Source organism: Flavobacterium endophyticum (genome assembly GCF_003634455.1).
GTDB lineage: Bacteria > Bacteroidota > Bacteroidia > Flavobacteriales > Flavobacteriaceae > Flavobacterium > Flavobacterium endophyticum.
The window spans coordinates 105828-125029 of the sequence record NZ_RBLC01000005.1; the positions used below are offsets into that span (position 1 = coordinate 105828).

The window sequence follows — 19202 nt, forward strand, 5'->3', positions numbered from 1 at the left end:
CTTCATGCTAGGGGTTAATTGCATCCGCATCCGCCGCCGCTTTTTCCTGCATTGGCACCCGATGAGCCTTCTCTATAGGACTGGAAACTCAGTTCTGTCTTTTCTACTTTCCTGTTAGACAATACCATATCGGAATCGTTGATCTTGTTTTTTTGGTACTCCTTTACAGGCGAGCACCCAGAAGCCATGGCCATAAAGCCTGCCGCTATCCATAGGGGAAGATGTTTCATGTTGATGTGAGATTTATGTTTTTTGAAGTGTACAGCTTGTTATTATCATCGATTATGATGCAGTGCAGGTCGGGTATCTGGTCTACAAGATACAAGCCCGCCTTTATTCCCATCACTGCTATCGGAGTCGCCATGGCATCTGCAAATTCGGCATTGCCGCTGATTACCGTTACGCTTTTGATGCCGGATACGGGCAGCCCAGTCTTTGGGTCTATGGTATGCGAGTATTTCTTTCCGCCTATCATTACGTATTTTTCATAGTTGCCAGACGTCGCAACCGCTTTTCCGCTGATGTCCAGATAAGAGAAGATGTCTTCGGGGCGATCAGGATTCGATATTCCTATCCTCCAGGGCTTGCCCGAGGGTTGCTGCCCCCACGCCGTAAGATCTCCGCTGGCATTTATGATGCCGCTCAGCACGCCTTTGCTCATGAGCAGCCTCTTTGCCATTTCTGCGGCATATCCTTTCCCGATACCCCCAAACCCTATCCGCATGCCCTCGTTCTTAAGAAATACAGTACCGTTCTCCGCATCGAGAATGATATTCCTGTAATCTATGAGGTGTACCATCTTTAGGGCCTGCTCCCGAGAAGGCAGCCGGGTCATGCTCCTGTCAAAATTCCATAGCGTCTTGTCGATGCTCCCGTAGCTTATGTCAAAGGCGCCTTGGGTAATCTGTGAAATACTTAAGCTTCGCTGTACCAGATCAAATACTTCTGCATCGACTTTTACGGGCGCTATGCCGGCATTGCTATTAATAAGGCAGGTCTGGCTGCTCTCGTCGAAGGTAGTAAGCAGCCTTTCGATACGCCGTATTTCTTCAATAGCGGTATCGATATGGATTGCTGCCGCGGCCTTTGAGTCGCTTGCCACCGTAATGGTAAAACTATTTCCCATCAGCCTGAGCGTTTGTGAAAATTCTAGCATTGGGATTTGCTTATTTATGGGATTCGCAGAGGGACTTGATTTCTTTTACCCATTTATCGACAGGAACTTCAGGTCTTCCTGCCCATGACTTTATGACTTTCCCGTTGAAGTCCAGCAGCAGCGTAAGCGGAAAATTGCCCTCCTTGTTGTATTTTTCGGCAAGTGCCTCATTTTTCTGGGTCTGCTCTGGAGAAAGCTGGTTCTTCTTTTTTCTCGGAAAGTCAGCATTAACAAGCACGAGGTTGTCTTTGGCCATGGCGATAAAGGAGTCGTTTTCAAAGAAATCTCTTTTAGTCGCCACGCAGGGAGCGCACCAGTCCGATCCTGAGAAGTTGAGCAGGATCATCTGTTTTTTTTCCTTAGCGTCTTTTTTAGCAGATTCAAAATCAGTGCCCCATTTCAGGGGGATAAGTGCCAATAGCAGGCAGCAGGTCAAGAGCTTCATCACAGTACGTTTATTGTTATAGCTAAGTAACGCAGTGCCGAAGAAGAAAAGTATTATCGCATTCTTAAGATTTGCTTAAGATTGACAGGGTCATGGAGCCTGCACGCCGAAAACATATCCTACCAAGGCTGAGGCAGCCATGGCAACGGTGCCCCAAATGCAGATACGGACTACGGATTTGATCTTATTTGACCCGCCAGCCTTTGCGGCCAATGTGCCAGAAATGGCAAGAAAGAGAATCGCAAAACCATACTGCAGCGGTACCATATAGCGCATGGCGCCGAAGAGAGCCACCAGTAGCGGCAGGATGCCTCCGCAGAGAAATGCCAAGGCAGAAGCAAGGGCGGCCTGCATAGGCTTGGCCTGTGTCATTTCATTGATTCCCAATTCATCCCTTGCATGGCTTTCAAGCGCATTGTGTGCTGTTAGCTGCAAAGCCACTTCTCTGGCTAGTTCTGGAGAAAGCCCTCTTAGGATATAAATCTGTGTCAGTTCTTCAAGTTCCGATTCGGGCATTTCTTTCAATTCTTCTATTTCCCGCTGAAGATCCGATTTTTCAATATCGCTTTGGGAACTTACGGATACATATTCTCCGGCGGCCATAGAAAGCGCCCCTGCAACTAATCCGGCCAAGGCGGCCAGCACTATAGGAGATCTCGTATCGGATGCAGCGGCTATACCGATGGCGAGGCTGGTGGTAGAAAGAATCCCGTCGTTGGCTCCCAGTACGGCTGCTCTGAGCCAGCCGCTCCGATTTATGTAGTGTGTCTCGTTTAGCATAGGGTTGAATTTAATGCTAAAGATACTAAGGTTTTCATTAAGAACACAATAGACATCCCAATAGGCAGTAATTCTTTTTGCCCTTGGGTTACAACGATCATTTTTTTGGCCTGCAAGAAGATTGGCATAAACTTGCCCAGCTTACCGAAACAAAAAAGCAGGCATTGGCCTGCTTGTATATCTATCTTTAAAAGAAGCGCTTAATAATCCATCCAGAGCTTAAACAAAGGCGCCTTTGTGCGGCTCACGATCACATCCTCGCCGGCATTCTTGATCTTGAGTTTCAGCTTACCATTAAAAAAATTATGCACCTGCTCCACCGCATTGACCTGCACGATATACTGGCGGTTCACCCTAAAGAAGTTCTTGGGCTCCAGTTCTTGTTCCAGCGTTTCCAACGTCTGCGGCACTACGGCTTTTTCGCCATTAAAGAAGATGGCATAGCTGATATTGAGGTGCGAATAAAAAAAGGCGATATCCTCCACATTGATCTTGCGGTAGGCATCGCGGTACGGCAGCAAGAAACGCGTGCGGTATTCCTTCGGCTGCATCATGGCCAGCAGGTCTTCGATAGACGGAGACAGCGACGATGGCGGCTGTAGGGAGTTTTCAAATTTGACCAGTGCCGCTTCCAGTTCGTCTTGGTCTATCGGCTTGAGCAGGTAGTCCACGCTGTTGTATTTGAAAGCTTTGACGGCATATTCGTCATAGGCTGTCGTAAAGAGCACCGGACATCGGACATCCACCCGGTTAAAGACTTCAAAGCTCAGGCCGTCGGCCAACTGCACGTCCATCAAGATCAGGTCGGGGCATTCGTTTGCAGAAAGCCAGTCCGCCGCCTTGGTCACGCTGCCGAGTACGCCGACGATTTCCACATCGGGCCTGATTTCGAGCAGCAGCCTTTTGATGCGCTCCGCATTGAGCTTTTCATCTTCTAGGATCAATATTTTTTGTACTAGCTTCATGAGATAAGAGGTACTTTTACGGTAAAGGTGTCATCCGTCTGCACTACAGAAGGCTTTCGGTCGCTCAGCAGGGCATAACGGTCGATGATGTTCTGCAGGCCGATGCCTGTAGACTCCATCTTTTTGACCAGCGGCAGCAGGGTGTTCGACACGACCAGCGCATCGTCGGCCGTAGAATAGATATGGATGGCCAGCGGATTTTCTTCTTCCGTACGATTGTATTTCACGGCATTTTCGATAAACAGCTGCAGTGTCACGGGCGGCAGCATCATGCCGAGCTTGGAGTCGTCGATAGCAATCGTAAAGATGCACCCGCCTCCCATCCTATGGCGGATCAGGAACAGGTAGGCATCCAGAAACTTCAGCTCGTCAGCCAAAGAAATCAGCTTCTTTTTGGAGTTGACAAGCAGGTAGCGGTAGACTTTCGTAAAGTTCTCCGTATACTCATAGCCCAATTGCGGGTCTTTCAGCAACAGTTCCGAAAGCACGCTCAGGTTGTTAAAGACAAAGTGCGGATCGAGCTGCAGCTTCAGTGCCTGCAGTTCGATTTCAGAGGCCAGCTGCTTGTGCTGTGCCGCCTTGATCTCATATTCTGCCGCCTTTAGGGTAGCGGTCTTCCAATTGTACAATAAAAAGTAGCCCGTATTGAGGGTGCTCACCATCAGCGCCCATAGTATAATAGAGATAACGACATAGAGCCCTTCGCGTAAGCCGACGGGCGAAGGCTGCGGATTGGCAACGTTGCCAAATACCAGATACAGCGACGAAAGGCAGACGATCGCAAACAGGGCCCCAAGAATCTGGAACAGCATCTGCACCAGCAGGCGCCTAAACGGATGCGCCATCCACGACATTCTTTTGTTTAGCTTTCGGTCGATAAAGAGGCTCAGCTCCACGATACCCACGCAGAACAGCAGGTTGACCAGTACGTCTTCGACCAGCTTGGAAGTGGGCATGGCGAACAAACGATTCCAATACGAAGTGGGAAAGATGATAAAGACGGTCACATACGAAACAACAAACGTAAAAGCAACCAGCAGCAAGCTCTTGAGTCTGCTCCTTTTGATAAGGCTTGTTTTTTCTTGAGTTTCCATACGATACATTTCAGGCGGGGCACGATATTGGGCTATTAGTGGGTCTTTTCTGTTTTTTGTTACAAAGGCCAAAAGCCCAAACTAAAAATGCAATCGCTGCGGAACAGTAGCGTAGGGGGTGTAGCGTATCGTCGGGTATTATTCTGCTTCTCGCTTTAAGCCTTTGATGTCTCTTAAAAAGATCTTCTTGCCTTTGAGCTCGATAAGCCCGCTCTTGTTAAAGTCAGACAGCAGGCGGATGCAGCTCTCGGTAGCGGTACCGATAAGGCTGCCGATTTCTTCGCGCGTCAGCTGGGTTTTAAGGCTGCCGTCTTCCTGCGTGCCAAACGTATCTTGCAGGTGCAGCAGCGTTTCGGCCAGGCGTTGGCGTACCGTCTTCTGCGCCATGTCTACCACATGATCGTCGGCCTCTTTGAGGTCGCCGCAGATAGCGCGCATCACGTTCATCGAAAAGGCATTGTTCTGGTTAAACAGCGGCATGATATCGCTTTTGGGTATAAAGCAGACTTCCATGTCTTCTAGCGCTACGGCGCTCAGGTTGGCCGGCTCGTCGCTAATCATAGAACGCTGCCCGAGCAGCTCTCCTTTAGACACCAGCTTGATGATCTGGTCCTTGCCGTTCGCGCTCAGCTTAGACAGCTTGCACACTCCGTCCTTGACGCAAAAGATGCCGTTGACGTTCTCGCCTTCCTCAAAAATAGGCTCTCCTTTTTTGATGGTATACGACGATTTGCAGTCCGCTATCTTTAGCAGCTCCTCCTTGTTGAGGGCCTTTAGCGAACTGAATTCTCGAACGATGCATTGCTCACACTTGCTCATGGCGGAATGGGAATTAGTTTTGCAAAGATAGGCAAAAGCATGATAATTATCATAGTTTGCGCTTCAGGCATTTGCAACCTTTGCATCAGGTAAATGAGCAAATTATGGACACGCAAAGTTGTTTCCACTGCGGTCTGGAGGTCATACAAAAAGAAGAAATCGTTTTTGACGGCAAGTCGTTCTGCTGCAGGGGCTGCAAGACGGTCTATGAGATTTTCGCCGACAACGGGCTTTCTTCGTACTATGACTTTGAAAGGACGCCCGGCGCTACGCCGCAGGCCGTAAACGGAAGGTATGATTTTTTAGACAATGAAAAGATAGCCGAAAGGCTGCTGGAATTTCAAGAAGAAGGAACGAGCATCGTCTCCCTCTATATTCCCCACATCCACTGCAGTTCCTGCATCTGGATTCTAGAGAACCTGCACCGGCTCCACAAGGGCATCGGTACTTCGCAGGTCAATTTCTCCGAGAAAAAAGTACGCATTATTTTCAATCCGCAGGAAACAAGCCTCAAGGACATCGTATTGATGCTCTGCTCCATCGGCTATGAGCCTTACATATCGCTCGAAAATTACGAGAGCGGCAAGCAGGGCACCGACCGCAGTCTTATCTACAAGCTGGGCGTCGCCTTTTTCTGCTTCGGCAACATCATGCTGCTTTCGTTTCCCGAATACTTTGAGACCGAAGAGTTCTGGCTCGACCAGTACCGCGGCTTTTTCCGCTGGCTCATCTTTGCGCTCTCGCTGCCCTCCTTTCTCTATTCGGCCAGCGGCTATTACGTCTCGGCCTATAAGAGCATCCGCAACGGCATGTTCAACATCGACATTCCGATTGCGCTGGGCATCATCGTCATGTTCGTAAGGAGTACCGTAGACATCGTCTTCGGCTACGGGCAGGGCTTTTTCGACAGCCTTACTGCCTTGGTCTTCTTTATGCTCGTGGGCAGGCTGTTCCAGCAGAAGACCTATAGCTTTCTTTCCTTTGAAAGGGATTTTAAGTCGTATTTCCCGATAGCCGTCACGCAGATAAATACGCAGCAGCAAGAAGTTTCTGTTCCTGTCTACGACATCCAGAAAGGCGACCGACTGCTGATCCGCAATCAGGAGCTCATTCCCGTAGATGGCATATTGATCAGCAAGGGCTGCCAGATCGACTACAGTTTTGTGACCGGAGAGGCCGACCCGATCCGCAAGGAATCAGGCGACAAGATCTACGCCGGAGGCCGACTACTCGGGCAGCCTATAGAAATGGAAGTGCTCAGCTCTGTCTCCCAAAGCTACCTTACCCAGCTGTGGAGCAACGCTGTCTTTGAAAAGAAAAGCACCCAGCACCGCAGGAGCATCACCGATGCCATCAGCCGCTACTTCACGCCTGCCCTCCTGTTTATTGCCGTTGCCGGATTCGGCTACTGGATTTTTAGGGATGCCAACACGGCCTTTAATGTATTCACTGCCGTACTGATTGTTGCCTGTCCGTGTGCCTTGGCGCTGACCGCTCCCTTTACGATGGGCAATATCCTGCGCATCATGGGAAGGCAGAAGCTTTATTTGAAGAACGCGGGCGTCATCGAGCAGCTTGCCAAGACCGACATGATTGTCTTTGACAAGACGGGAACGATAACGACCAGCAAGGCATCGGATATTGCCTTTACGGGAGTGTTGCCATCGGCGACCGAACTGTCGTATATAAAAAACCTTCTCAGAGGTTCCAACCATCCGCTAAGCCGCAGGCTGTATGAGTTTCTGCCCGCCGCAGCATTGCGTACCGTGCACGGTTTTGAGGAAAGTACAGGAAAGGGTATCGAGGGTATTATTGACGGAAACTGCATCAAGCTGGGAGCGGCTTCGTATGTAGGATGTACCGAAGCTGCAAACACGGCACAGACGGCAGTGCACATTGCCATCAACAACGATTACAAGGGAAGCTACACTTTCGACAACCAATACCGCAAGGGCCTTGAACAGCTGTTCGACAGCCTGAGCCAGCGCTACGACCTAAAAATCCTTTCGGGCGATAACGACGGCGAGCGGGCACAGCTCGAAAAGATGCTGCCGCTGGGCACCGAACTGCTCTTTAACCAGAAGCCCGAACAGAAGCTGGAAGCCATCAAGAACTGGCAGGAACAGGGCCATAATGTAATGATGGTGGGCGACGGACTTAATGATGCAGGTGCCTTGGCACAGAGCAGCGTAGGAATTTCCATTTCCGAAAACGTCAACGTGTTTTCTCCCGCCTGCGACGGCATACTTGATGCGACCGAGTTCACGCAGCTCGCCTATTTCCTGAAACTGTCTAAAAAAGCCTTGGCGACCATCAAGATGAGCTTTGCGCTGTCGCTGCTCTATAACTTCGTGGGACTGAGCTTTGCGGTGAGCGGCAGGCTGTCGCCTCTGGTAGCGGCCATCATCATGCCGCTGAGCACCGTGACCATCATCAGCTTTGTCACGCTGGCGAGCAATTATTACGCCCGAAAATTAAACCCTAAAAAAGGACGGGCATGATAAATATCATGTTTTTAGAACACCCGCCAAAGTAATTTTGTCACTATAAACTCAAGGTATGAGCGTCATCTATTTATTAATCTCCATCAGCATCGTCGTAGCCGTGTGCTTCTTTATCGCCTTTGTAAAAGCGGTGCGCAACGGGCAGTATGACGACGACTATACGCCGTCGGTCCGGATGCTTTTTGACGATGAGATTGTCAAGAAAACACAGGAAGAAAAAGAAAAGAAAAAGGACACGGAAAATCCCCTTTCCAACACGCCTATACCCTGCAACACAAAATAGCAGCACAACAAATAACTAACCCTCTAATACTCTAATACATCTTAAATCACGCATGGAAGTACAACAGTTTTATTATGACAACAAGATCGTAAAGAAGTTTCTTTACGCGACCATCATCTGGGGTGCGGTAGGGATGCTCGTGGGGCTTTTGATTGCCTCTATGTACCTCTTCCCGAACCTGACAGAAGGCGTTTCGTGGCTGAGCTACGGAAGGCTCCGACCGCTGCATACCAATGCCGTTATCTTTGCTTTTGTAGGGAACGCCACGTTTGCGGGTATCTACTATTCGCTGCAGCGCCTGCTCAAGGCTAGGATGTTCAGCGACCTGCTGAGCAGCATCAACTTTTGGGCCTGGCAGTTTATCATTGTAGCCGCCGCTATCACCCTGCCGTTGGGCTATACCTCTTCTAAAGAATATGCCGAACTGGAATGGCCGATAGATATTGCTATTGCCGTAGTATGGGTGGTATTCGGCATCAACATGATCGGGACAATTATCAAGAGAAGGGAACGCCATCTCTATGTAGCTATCTGGTTCTATCTGGCCACTTTTGTGACCGTAGCCGTGCTGCACATCTTTAACAGCCTTGCCCTGCCTGTAGGCGCGCTAAAAAGCTATTCGGTCTATGCCGGAGTGCAGGATGCGCTCGTACAGTGGTGGTACGGCCACAATGCCGTGGCTTTCTTCCTGACCACGCCGTTCTTGGGACTCATGTATTATTTTGTGCCCAAGGCCGCCAACCGTCCGGTGTATTCGTATAGGCTTTCTATCATCCACTTCTGGTCATTGATTTTTATCTATATCTGGGCGGGTCCCCATCACCTGCTCTATTCTGCCCTGCCCGACTGGGCACAGAACCTGGGCGTCGTATTCTCTATCATGCTGATTGCTCCGTCATGGGGCGGTATGATCAACGGACTGCTGACCTTGAGAGGCGTATGGGACAAGGTACGTACGGAACCGGTACTAAAATTCTTTGTCGTAGCGATTACGGGTTATGGTATGGCCACGTTTGAAGGACCGATGCTATCGCTTAAAAATGTCAACGCCATTGCCCACTTTACAGACTGGATCGTGGCCCACGTACACGTTGGCGCCTTGGCTTGGAACGGATTCCTGACTTTCGGGATGATCTACTGGCTGATTCCGCGCATGGCAAAAACGTCCTTATATTCTAAAAAATTAGCTAACGTCCACTTTTGGATCGGTACGCTGGGCATCATCCTCTATACCCTGCCGATGTATGTGGCAGGCTTTGCACAGGCTTCGATGTGGAAACAGTTCAATCCAGACGGTTCTTTGGTCTACGGCAACTTCTTGGAAACCGTAAAACAGATCATGCCGATGTACTGGATGAGAGCCATAGGCGGTACGTTATTTATCATCGGGCTTTTTGTGATGATCTACAACATCGTGAAGACCGTAAAACAAGGAAACGCGATCGAAGACGAATTGGCCGAAGCGCCAGCCTTGCAGAAAATCACGAGCAAAAGGATGAAAGGCGAAAAGTTCCACCCTTGGCTAGAAAGAAGGCCGATACAGCTGACCATCTTGGCAACCATTGCCATCTTGATAGGCGGTGTCATACAGATCGTGCCGACCCTCATGGTCAAATCAAACATCCCGACCATTGCTGCGGTCAAGCCGTATACGCCTTTAGAATTGGAAGGCCGCGACCTCTACATACGCGAAGGTTGCGTGGGCTGCCACTCGCAGATGATCCGTCCGTTCCGTTCCGAAGTCGAGCGTTATGGCGAGTATTCTAAGTCGGGCGAATACGTCTATGACCATCCGTTCCTGTGGGGCTCTAAGAGAACGGGACCCGACCTGATGCGTATTGGAGGCAAATATTCCGACAACTGGCACTTCAACCACATGTGGGACCCAAGGAGCACTTCGGCCGGATCGATCATGCCGTCGTACAAATGGCTGTTCGACAACAAGCCGATGGACTATTCTGACATCCAGAAAAAGATGGAAGTGATGGTGCAATTGGGCGTTCCGTATACCAAAGAAGAAATTGCCAACGCGCAGGCCGCCATCAACAAGCAGGCACAGGCTATCGAAAAGAACTTGTATACCGATCCCGATTTTAGGAAAAGCTACGAGGAAAGCCGCAAGGCTGCTGCTGCCAAAGGCGATCCGTTTATCCCGATGTACCAGAGAGAAATCGTACCGATGATTGCCTACCTCCAGCGCATGGGAACCGATATCAAAGTCAAAGAAGCAACAACCAAAAACTAACGCCATGCTAAAGTTTATCAAGCACAATATGGAAACCATCTCGGGCATCGAGATCTATCCGATCATTTCGCTGCTCATCTTCTTCTTATTTTTTTTGGTTCTCTATGCCTGGACCTACACCTACAAGAAAGAAAAGATTGCAGAATTGAGCCATATTCCTTTCGAGAGCGAGAACGAAATCGATAACCTCAAAAACGACACGCCATGAAAAAAATACTTCCGGTATACCTGAGGGTGCCGATCATCTTCTTTGCCGTATTCTTGGCAATGGAATATTTTATTGACTCTGGCGACCGGCCTGCTTTCTTGAAATATCCGATGATTTCCGTATTTCTGGCCGTCTTCCTGTTCCTGCTGATTGCCATCGAAATGGTCGTGGCCGCGGTAGACAACGTGACCTACCACCTGCTCACCGAAGAACAGCGCAGGCAGCTCGAAGAGGCCAAAGAAGTAAAGATTACGGACAGCAAGCTGTATAAAAAAATAAAAAAATGGCTGGTAAAAGACAGGCCGATTGAAGAAGAGGGCGAGCTGCTGCTGAGCCATGATTATGACGGCATCAAGGAGCTTGACAACGACCTGCCGCCATGGTGGACCAAATTGTTCTATGCCTGTATCGTCTTTGCGTTTATCTATCTGGCCAAGTACCACATCTTCGGGCACGACGACCAGACCAAGGAATTCGAGACCGAAATGGCCGAAGCCAAGCTGGCCGTAGAAGAATATAAAAAGACCGCCAAAGACCTCATCGATGCCGAAACGGTAACGCTGCTGACGGATGCGGGCGATATTGCCGCAGGAAAGGCAGTATTCCAAACCAACTGCATAGCCTGCCATCGACCGGATGCCGGAGGCGCCATAGGCCCTAACCTGACAGACGACCATTGGATTCTGGGCGGCGGCATCAAGAACGTCTTCCATACGATTACCGAAGGAGGACGCGACGGCAAAGGAATGGTGGCTTGGAAAGGCACGCTAAAACCGTCTGAAATACAGCAGGTGGCAAGCTATGTATTGTCGTTGCAAGGCTCTAATCCCAAAGACCCTAAGCCTGCCGAGGGCGAGGTATGGGTAGACGAAAACGCACCTAAAGAAGCAGGCGCTAAAACGGAAGAAGCTAAAACGGTAGCCCAAAACTAGGGTGCAGAAAAAATAAAGAGTTATGCCAAAAATGCCGGATGAGTCCTTTCGCGATGCGATAGGAACCGTAGATGACAAAGGAAAGAGAATCTGGGTATTCCCAAAAATCCCTTCAGGAAAACTGTACGACAGGCGCAAGATCGTCAGCTATTTTCTATTGCTGTTCTTGTTTGCGGCTCCTTTCGTGAAGGTAAACGGCAACCAGTTCCTGCTGTTCAATGTGACAGAACGCAAGTTCAACATCTTCGGGTTTCCGTTCTGGCCGCAGGATTTCTACCTGTTCGTGATTTCGATGCTGGTGGGCGTCGTATTCGTGGCACTGTTTACGGTAGCTTTCGGAAGAATATTCTGTGGCTGGATCTGCCCGCAGACCATCTTTATGGAAATGGTCTTTCGCAGGATCGAGTTCTGGATTGACGGTGACCGCGGGGCGCAGCTGCGATTGGACAAGCAGCGCTGGGATAGCGAAAAAATCCGCAAGCGGGTTTTGAAATGGACGGTCTTTTTCGTCATTTCTTTCGGCATCGCCAACGTGTTCCTCGCCTACCTTATCGGCAGCGACGAACTGTTCAGGCTGGTAAAAGAGCCCTTGGCCAACCATCTCAGCACTTTTATTGCCTTATTGATTTTTACAGGCGTCTTTTATTTTGTCTATGCCTGGTTCCGCGAGCAGGTCTGCATTATCGCCTGTCCTTACGGGAGGCTGCAGGGCGTGCTGTTGGACAACAAGTCAATTATCGTGGCCTATGACCACGTGCGAGGCGAAAAGGAAAAAGGCAGGGCCAAGATGGATAAAAGAGAAGACCGAACGCTCAGCGGCAAAGGCGACTGTATCGATTGCAGGCAGTGCGTAAACGTCTGCCCTACGGGTATCGACATCCGCAACGGAACGCAGCTGGAATGCATCAACTGCACGGCCTGTATCGACGAATGCGATGCCATAATGGAAAAGGTTAGCCTTCCGAAAGGACTCATCCGCTATGCGTCGGAAGACGAGATTACCAAAAACAAAACGTTTGAGTTTACGGCACGCATGAAAGGCTATACGGCGGTACTGTTCATCTTAACAGGCATCTTTATCGGACTGCTGTTCTTGAGAAACGACGTCGAGGCCACCATATTACGGCTGCCCGGGCAATTGTTCGAGCATAAAGGCGAAAACATCAGCAATGTCTATACGTACAAGGTCGTGAACAAGACCGTAAACGATTTTGACGATATCCATTTTGAGCTGCTGCATCCGAAAGGAACCATCACCACCGTAGGCAAGCCGCGGTTTAGGATTGCCAAGGAAGGCATGGCTCAGGGAACGCTGTTTGTAGAAATCAATCCGGCTTTTCTGGAAGGCGACAAGACGCCTATCGAGATCGGCGTGTATAAAGGAAACCAGCTGATAGAGACCGAACGAACTAATTTTCTAGGCCCAAGAAGCTTTAATTAATACAACCGCTGCCGCCTGTCCTAAAGCAAGCGGACGCATAAAAATAGGAATCATGAAGAAACTAAACTGGGGAACCGGAATCTTTATCGCTTTTGCACTGTTTATGTCGTTCATACTGTTCTTTGTCTTTCTCGTACAGTCAGACCACAAATACGACAACGAGCTGGTCATCGAAGACTACTACAAATACGAAACCGGACTGCAGGCACAGCTCGACAAAGAAGACAATGCCGCAAGATTACAGCACAAGGTAGCCTTGGAAGCGGTAGAAAATGGCATTACCATACGTTTCCCTCAAGGCTTCGATTATAAGAATATTACAGGAAAAGTGTCCCTCTACAGGCCGTCCAGCCAGAAATTAGACTTTGCCATTCCGATCGCACTGTCTTCTTCTAATTTGCTCATACCTAAAAGTGATTTGGCTGGCGGCCGCTGGGACATTATCATCGACTGGAAGTATGAGGGCACCGGCTACCTCAACAAAGAACAGCTTACGCTAGACTAGACTCAAATGATATACTCTGCTTTTTTCTTCGGGCTTATTTCCAGCCTCCACTGCGTGGGAATGTGCGGTCCTATTGCCATGATGCTGCCGCTTGACCGCAGCAGCCAGGCAAAAAAGACGGCCCAGCTCCTGCTCTATCATTTGGGGAGGCTCACGGCCTACAGCAGCCTCGGGTTGGTTTTTGGGCTGCTGGGAAAAGGCTTTTACTTGGCTGGAATGCAGCAGCAGCTGTCGGTAATTGTTGGTGTTTTTATGATACTGATTGCTGTTATTCCAGAAAAGGTTTTTATGCAGTATAACTTTTCACGGCCCGTCTATAGTATCATTTCTAAAGTAAAATCGGGACTGGGAAGGCAGTTCAAGAAAAAAAGCAACAGCGCCTTGTTTTTGATCGGCCTGCTTAACGGGTTCCTGCCCTGCGGACTGGTCTATGCGGCCTTGTTCGGCGCACTGGCCATGCAGCATGCTCCTTTGGGCATTGCCTATATGGCTTTGTATGGCTTGGGAACCATTCCTATGCTGAGTGTGGCGGCGTATGCAGGCCGCTTTTTAAGCACCAGCTTCAGGACAAAACTACAGAAGGTCATTCCGATCGCCACAATCCTTATCGGAACATTGTTTATCCTCCGCGGTATGGGTTTGGATATTATGTATGTGTCTCCGGGAAATATGAGTTTGTTTGTGAAGGGGATGCCGGATTGTGGGTAGAGGTGCTGAGGTGCTAAGGTGTTAAGGTACTAAGGTTTTTAGGAAGGTACTGAGGTTCTAAGGTGCTGAGGTTTGTTTTGTTTTTGCAATAATGAGAGGCTACTATAAATAGTTTTGTTTGTTTCTTATTTTCACAATGCCAATCACCTATAACTATCAAAACTTCAGTACCTCAGCACCTTAGCCTCTTAGCGCCTTTCTCAAATAACCATCGAAAACAACTGCGTTTCCGGTACGCTGCGCTGCAATCGAACATCAAATGCCATACAGGCATTTCTTAGGAAAGGCTTGCCTGCTTCGGTAATGGTAAGTTTGTCTTCTTCAATCAGGAGCAGGCCATCGTCTTGCATTTCGGATAGTTTTTCAAGTACGGCTGGCAGTTCTGGAAAAGATTCTTCCCGTCGGCTCCACGTTGTTTCAAAACGGCACATCAGGTTGAGTATGTGTTGTCGGATAATCAAGTCTTCTTTGGTGAGGATATGCCCGCGGTTGACGGGTACTTGGTTCCATTCCAGCAACTGGTAGTAATCATCTAGGTCTTTTACGTTCTGGGCAAAGCCGTACCAGCTGTCGCTGATAGAGGATACGCCCAATCCGATCATAAGCTGCGTCTTGGAATGGCTGTAGCCCATAAAATTGCGGTGGAGCTTTCCTGCTGCTGAAGCTTTATACAGCGAATCGGTCGCAAGAGCAAAATGGTCCATGCCAATTTCGTGGTAGCCGTTGGAATGCAGTAGCGCCTTGCCGATTTCGTAGAGCTTGCGTTTTTCGTCGTCTTTCGGAATGTCTTCGTCTTTATAGCCGCGCTGTCCGTTGCCTTTGATCCAAGGCGTATGAGCATAGCTGTAAAAGGCCAATCGGTCGGGCTTGAGGGAACGGGTCTTTTCGATGGTATCGACCACATCTTCAATCGTCTGGAACGGCAGTCCGAAGACCAAGTCGTGTCCTACAGAGGTATAGCCTATTTCCTTCGCCCACAGCGTTACCTTGGCAACATTCTGGAATGGCTGGATGCGGTGGATGGCTTTCTGGACGGTTTCGGAATAATCCTGAACGCCAAAGCTTACCCTGCGGAATCCGAGGTCGTAGAGCTTCTGTAGGTGTTCTTTGGTGGTATTGTTGGGATGTCCTTCAAAGCTGAATTCGAAATCCTTCGCCTTTATGCCAGTCTTGAGTATGCCATTGATGAGGTCTTCCAGATGCTTTACGGCAAAAAAGGTAGGCGTGCCGCCGCCGAGGTGTATCTCTTTGATCACAGGCTTCTCCTCCATTTCATGGCAATAGAGCTGCCATTCTTTTAGGACGGCTTCGAGATAGGGCTGTTCGACAGTATGGTTCTTGGTGATGCGCTTAGTACAGCCGCAGAACGTGCAGAGGCTCTCGCAAAACGGCAAGTGGATATAGATGCTGATGCCTTCGGAAGCATTGCTTTCGCGGAAGGATTTCTTGAAGGATTGCATCCACGATTCATAACTGAAATTGCTGCTGTCCCAATACGGTACCGTCGGATAGCTTGTGTACCTAGGACCAGGGACATTGTATTTTTGGACAAGGGAATGGCTTGGCATGATCGGTAATTTTATGCCAAAGCTACTTCCCTTACCATTTTTAAAGAATGATAATTGTCATGTTCGTTAATTTTAACAGCATGGTTCTGAATTGGATATCTTAATTCAGAAAGTTCTTCCGGTATTCGTTCGGGCTTATGCCGACTTCTTTCTTGAAAAGCCTCGAAAAATACGGTGGGTTGTCAAAACCAAGCGCATAGGCCGTTTCAGAAACCGAGTTTTCAGAGCCTTGCAGCAGGTTCTTGGCTTCGGAAATCAGGAAGATATGAATCAGTTCCATGGCTGTCTTGCCGGTTTCTTGTTTCAGCAAATCGCTAAGATAGCGCGGCGAAAGGTTAAATAAGGCGGCGAGCGACTTTACGGTCGGCAGTCCTTTTTCGAGAAGCTTTCCGTTTTCCAGATACGAAGACAGGAAGTCATTAAACTTAGATACGGTCTTGCCAGACAGCTCTGTCCTGTTAATGAACTGTCTCTTGTAGAAGCGCTGCGAGTATTTTAAGATGGAATCGATATGCGCAATGATGATCTCGCGGCTGTATTCGTCTTGGTTGTTATAGTATTCTTGATCTATCTTGCTGTAAAGGTCCCAGATAATCTGCTCTTCGCGGGCCGAAAGATGCAACGCCTCGTTGGCTTCGTAATCAAAATAGCCGTATTTCTTTATTTCGGAATGAAGATGGAAACCGTTCAGGTAATCTTCGTGGATCCAGATGATAAAGCCTTTTTCTTCGAGTTCTACATTGTTGATTTCTATTACCTGTCGCGGCTTCACGAACATCATCGAGCCGTCGTCATGGTCGTATTTCGTCCTGCCATAGAGCACATAACCCGACTTGATCTTCTTGAAAGCGATCATGTAAAAATCGGTAGTAAATTCGCTCTGTCCTATAGAGCATTCCGCTAGTCTTTCGCACACGACCAAGCTCACCAGAGGATTTTCTGGAGGCGTATAGCCAACGGCGCGGTGCAGTTCGCTTATGGTTTTGTAATGTTTCATAAAAAAGGAGAAGAACCACGCTTTTGAAGGCGCAGTTCTTTTTAAAATTAGGTACGTAAATATACTAAAAAAGCAGTTTATTTTCCATGTGCTTTTGCAGACACATCTTTCCATTCTTCCCATTCTGAAAGGCGCTGCGCATACACTTCTTTTACCCAAGGCAAGGCTACCTTACCAAGGAACAAGCGCAATGGCGGATTGGCGGCATCGACCAGTTTTAGGATGGCTTCGGCAGTGGCTTCTGGATTACCGAAGGAATCCGTATCGGCCAATCCCGCATGGAAGGCAGCCCTCACATTGTCATAAGCCGCTATCGTTTCTGATTGGATAGCAGAAGGCCCAGCCCAGTCGGTAGAGAATCCGTTTGGCTCTACCAAAGTTACTTTAATGCCGAACTCCTTCACCTCTGTAGCAAGCGTCTCGCTTATCGCTTCAACTGCAAATTTGGAAGCATTGTAGATGCCTAAAGTCGGTAGGGTAGCAACGCCCAATACGCTAGACAGTTGGATGATATGCCCGTGGCCTTGTGCTCTCAAGATCGGAAGCGCCGCTTGGGTAATCCATAACAATCCGAATACGTTCGTTTCGATCTGGTCTCTGACTTCTTTTTCAGAGTTTTCTTCAATGGTTCCGAACAGCCCGTAACCCGCATTGTTGATAATGACATCCAGCTTTCCGAAATATTCTTTGGCTTGGTTGATTGCGGCAAAACTCTGCTCGCGGTTGGTTACGTCCAATTGTATCGGCAGGATCGCTTCGCCGTATTGTGCTTTTAAATCGTTGAGCGAGTCTATGTTTCTCGCTGTTGCAGCAACTTTGTCGCCGCGTTTTAGAAAGGCTTCTGCCCATATCTTCCCAAATCCGCGGGAAGCACCTGTAATAAATATGACTTTTGACATCAGTAAATGTATTAGATTAATAACAGGACAAAGTTAGGACAGTGATACTGGGAGGATTTATACAAAAAGCGGTAAAGCATATACATTTTGTCCTAGAGCTAACGGTGAGCCGTACAGCAAAGCGATATTGAGCCGTACAGCAAAACAGGGCGTATGGCTATAGCTGAACTTTGCCGTATCAATAATCAGATACATAATTTTAATACTATGAAAATAATTGACAGCATCTACATCAACGGCGAGTTTGTGAAACCGCAAGGGAACCAAGTCTTTGACCTTATTAGTCCGACAACCAATAAACAGATCGGACAGGTCGTTTTAGGAAACGAGCACGATGCCCGAACTGCCATTGCTGCAGCCAAGGAAGCTTTTAAGACTTTTTCTCAAACGGCAAAAGCAGAACGTATCGAATACTTGAAACGAATGCGCGAAGCGGTATCCAGACGAAAAGACGAACTTGTTGACGTGATGGTAGAAGAATATGGCGGGACTTTGCAGTTCTGCAGGATGAGCATGGAATTCACGCTCAGCGGATTTACTGCTGCTATAGCTACTTTAGAAAAATTCGACTTTACAAAGAAGATGGGCTTTTCGGAAGTGCAATTGACACCGCTAGGCGTCGTTGGCATCATCATTCCGTGGAATGCCAGCAATGGCTTTATTGCCGGAAAGCTGGCTACTGCTGTGGCAGCAGGCTGTACCGCTGTCATCAAGCCTAGCGAAATGAGCGCCTTGCAGACGCAGCTTATGGCCGAATGCCTGCACGAAGCTGGATTGCCTGCGGGCGTCTTTAATATCGTAAACGGACTGGGTGAAACCGTAGGTGCCGAAATCAGCACGCATCCTGACGTTGCCAAAATCTCGTTTACCGGATCGAGCACCGTAGGAAAGATTATTGCCCGCGAAGCTTCGGCTACCCTGAAACGCTATACTCTAGAGCTCGGAGGCAAGTCGCCAAACATTCTTCTAGGGGATGCTGATTTTTCTAAGGCGATTCCAACAGCCATCGCAGCGGCCTTTATGAACAGCGGACAGGCTTGTGTTGCCGCAACACGCCTTTTGGTTCCGGAAAGCCGACTCGAAGAGGCCAAAGAATTGATACAAACAATGCTTCCGTTGTTTCCTGTAGGCGATCCGAAAGAAGAAACAACAGCTATAGGGCCGATGGTTAGCCAAAAGCAGTACGAGAGAGTGCAGGGCTATATCAAATTAGGGATTGAAGAAGGTGCTTCTGTCCTTACTGGCGGGCTCGGACATCCGGAAGGTCTTGAAAACGGAAACTTTGTAAAGCCAACGGTTTTTTATAATGTAGATAACAAGATGCGCATTGCTCAGGAAGAAATCTTCGGTCCGGTGCTTTCTATCATTACCTACAAAGACGAAGCGGAAGCTGTCGAGATTGCTAATGACACCATCTACGGATTGCAGGCGTATGTGAGTTCTGCAAATACAGAAAGAGCACGACGCGTTGCCTCGCAAATCAATGCCGGACGTGTATTGGTCAACGGCTTGAACCATGATCCTGAAGCGCCCTTCGGAGGATTCAAGCAATCGGGTATCGGAAGGGAATTCGGCATCTACGGACTCGAAGCGTATCTGGAACCAAAAGCCTTGATCGGATAAACTGCACAACAACAGCTTCGGAAATACGGT

At 48.7% G+C, this 19202-nt stretch carries 19 protein-coding genes; 9 read left to right on the forward strand and 10 right to left on the reverse strand.

Annotated features, from left to right (window positions below; genetic code table 11):
- Positions 1 to 14: 14 nt before the first annotated feature.
- From CLV94_RS15075 to CLV94_RS15105, 7 genes are all read right to left on the reverse strand, one after another.
- Positions 15 to 230, reverse strand: a complete 216-nt coding sequence (locus CLV94_RS15075) for a DUF4266 domain-containing protein (protein WP_121377339.1) — start codon at positions 228 to 230, stop codon at positions 15 to 17.
- A complete protein-coding gene (locus tag CLV94_RS15080) occupies positions 227 to 1156 on the reverse strand; it encodes an FAD:protein FMN transferase (protein WP_121377340.1) in 930 nt (309 codons plus the stop codon). Before CLV94_RS15080 ends, CLV94_RS15075 begins: the two co-directional genes overlap by 4 nt.
- A 10-nt stretch (positions 1157 to 1166) precedes the next feature.
- Positions 1167 to 1601, reverse strand: coding sequence for a thioredoxin family protein (locus tag CLV94_RS15085; RefSeq protein WP_121377341.1), 435 nt, complete (start codon positions 1599 to 1601; stop codon positions 1167 to 1169).
- Between the two features lie 90 nt (positions 1602 to 1691).
- Positions 1692 to 2381, reverse strand: coding sequence for a VIT1/CCC1 transporter family protein (locus CLV94_RS15090; protein WP_121377342.1), 690 nt, complete (start codon positions 2379 to 2381; stop codon positions 1692 to 1694).
- Between the two features lie 200 nt (positions 2382 to 2581).
- Positions 2582 to 3346 carry a LytR/AlgR family response regulator transcription factor gene (locus CLV94_RS15095; RefSeq protein ID WP_121377343.1) on the reverse strand — a complete coding sequence of 255 codons (765 nt, stop codon included), beginning with the start codon at positions 3344 to 3346 and terminating at the stop codon, positions 2582 to 2584.
- A complete protein-coding gene (locus CLV94_RS17070) occupies positions 3343 to 4008 on the reverse strand; it encodes a sensor histidine kinase (RefSeq protein ID WP_170148814.1) in 666 nt (221 codons plus the stop codon). Before CLV94_RS17070 ends, CLV94_RS15095 begins: the two co-directional genes overlap by 4 nt.
- A 570-nt stretch (positions 4009 to 4578) precedes the next feature.
- A complete protein-coding gene (locus CLV94_RS15105) occupies positions 4579 to 5259 on the reverse strand; it encodes a Crp/Fnr family transcriptional regulator (RefSeq protein ID WP_121377345.1) in 681 nt (226 codons plus the stop codon).
- A 104-nt stretch (positions 5260 to 5363) separates the two neighbouring features.
- Here CLV94_RS15105 and CLV94_RS15110 point away from each other — a divergent pair, with 104 nt between their 5' ends.
- Genes CLV94_RS15110 through CLV94_RS15145 form a run of 8 tightly spaced genes read left to right on the forward strand, consistent with a single transcriptional unit; the run spans position 5364 to position 14085 of the window.
- Positions 5364 to 7760 (forward strand): heavy metal translocating P-type ATPase, encoded by a 2397-nt coding sequence (locus CLV94_RS15110; RefSeq protein ID WP_121377346.1) that lies wholly within the window; start codon positions 5364 to 5366, stop codon positions 7758 to 7760.
- Between the two features lie 58 nt (positions 7761 to 7818).
- Positions 7819 to 8046 (forward strand): cbb3-type cytochrome oxidase assembly protein CcoS, encoded by a 228-nt coding sequence (gene ccoS / locus CLV94_RS15115; protein ID WP_121377347.1) that lies wholly within the window; start codon positions 7819 to 7821, stop codon positions 8044 to 8046.
- Between the two features lie 52 nt (positions 8047 to 8098).
- On the forward strand, positions 8099 to 10291 hold the full coding sequence (ccoN, locus tag CLV94_RS15120; protein WP_121377348.1) for a cytochrome-c oxidase, cbb3-type subunit I: 2193 nt from the start codon (positions 8099 to 8101) through the stop codon (positions 10289 to 10291).
- Positions 10292 to 10295: 4 nt separating this feature from the next.
- Positions 10296 to 10499: a CcoQ/FixQ family Cbb3-type cytochrome c oxidase assembly chaperone gene (locus tag CLV94_RS15125; protein WP_121377349.1), complete on the forward strand. Its 204-nt coding sequence runs from the start codon at positions 10296 to 10298 to the stop codon at positions 10497 to 10499.
- A complete protein-coding gene (locus CLV94_RS15130) occupies positions 10496 to 11431 on the forward strand; it encodes a cbb3-type cytochrome c oxidase N-terminal domain-containing protein (protein ID WP_121377350.1) in 936 nt (311 codons plus the stop codon). Before CLV94_RS15125 ends, CLV94_RS15130 begins: the two co-directional genes overlap by 4 nt.
- 22 nt (positions 11432 to 11453) lie before the next feature.
- A complete protein-coding gene (gene ccoG / locus CLV94_RS15135) occupies positions 11454 to 12872 on the forward strand; it encodes a cytochrome c oxidase accessory protein CcoG (RefSeq protein ID WP_121377351.1) in 1419 nt (472 codons plus the stop codon).
- Positions 12873 to 12924: 52 nt separating this feature from the next.
- Positions 12925 to 13377 (forward strand): FixH family protein, encoded by a 453-nt coding sequence (locus CLV94_RS15140; RefSeq protein ID WP_121377352.1) that lies wholly within the window; start codon positions 12925 to 12927, stop codon positions 13375 to 13377.
- A gap of 6 nt (positions 13378 to 13383) precedes the next feature.
- The gene (locus CLV94_RS15145) at positions 13384 to 14085 is read left to right on the forward strand and encodes a sulfite exporter TauE/SafE family protein (RefSeq protein ID WP_121377353.1); all 702 of its coding nucleotides are present in this window, start codon (positions 13384 to 13386) and stop codon (positions 14083 to 14085) included.
- Positions 14086 to 14285: 200 nt separating this feature from the next.
- Here CLV94_RS15145 and hemN read toward each other — a convergent pair whose 3' ends face one another.
- From hemN to CLV94_RS15160, 3 genes are all read right to left on the reverse strand, one after another.
- Entirely contained in the window at positions 14286 to 15653 is a 1368-nt protein-coding gene (gene hemN / locus CLV94_RS15150) for an oxygen-independent coproporphyrinogen III oxidase (protein ID WP_121377354.1), read from the reverse strand.
- 100 nt (positions 15654 to 15753) lie between these two features.
- Complete coding sequence (locus tag CLV94_RS15155; protein WP_121377355.1) at positions 15754 to 16650, reverse strand: helix-turn-helix domain-containing protein; 897 nt, start codon at positions 16648 to 16650, stop codon at positions 15754 to 15756.
- Between the two features lie 77 nt (positions 16651 to 16727).
- The gene (locus CLV94_RS15160) at positions 16728 to 17549 is read right to left on the reverse strand and encodes an SDR family NAD(P)-dependent oxidoreductase (protein ID WP_121377356.1); all 822 of its coding nucleotides are present in this window, start codon (positions 17547 to 17549) and stop codon (positions 16728 to 16730) included.
- A gap of 207 nt (positions 17550 to 17756) precedes the next feature.
- On the opposite strand from CLV94_RS15160, the gene CLV94_RS15165 reads away from it, so the two are divergent.
- Complete coding sequence (locus CLV94_RS15165; RefSeq protein WP_121377357.1) at positions 17757 to 19172, forward strand: aldehyde dehydrogenase family protein; 1416 nt, start codon at positions 17757 to 17759, stop codon at positions 19170 to 19172.
- Positions 19173 to 19202: the final 30 nt, after the last annotated feature.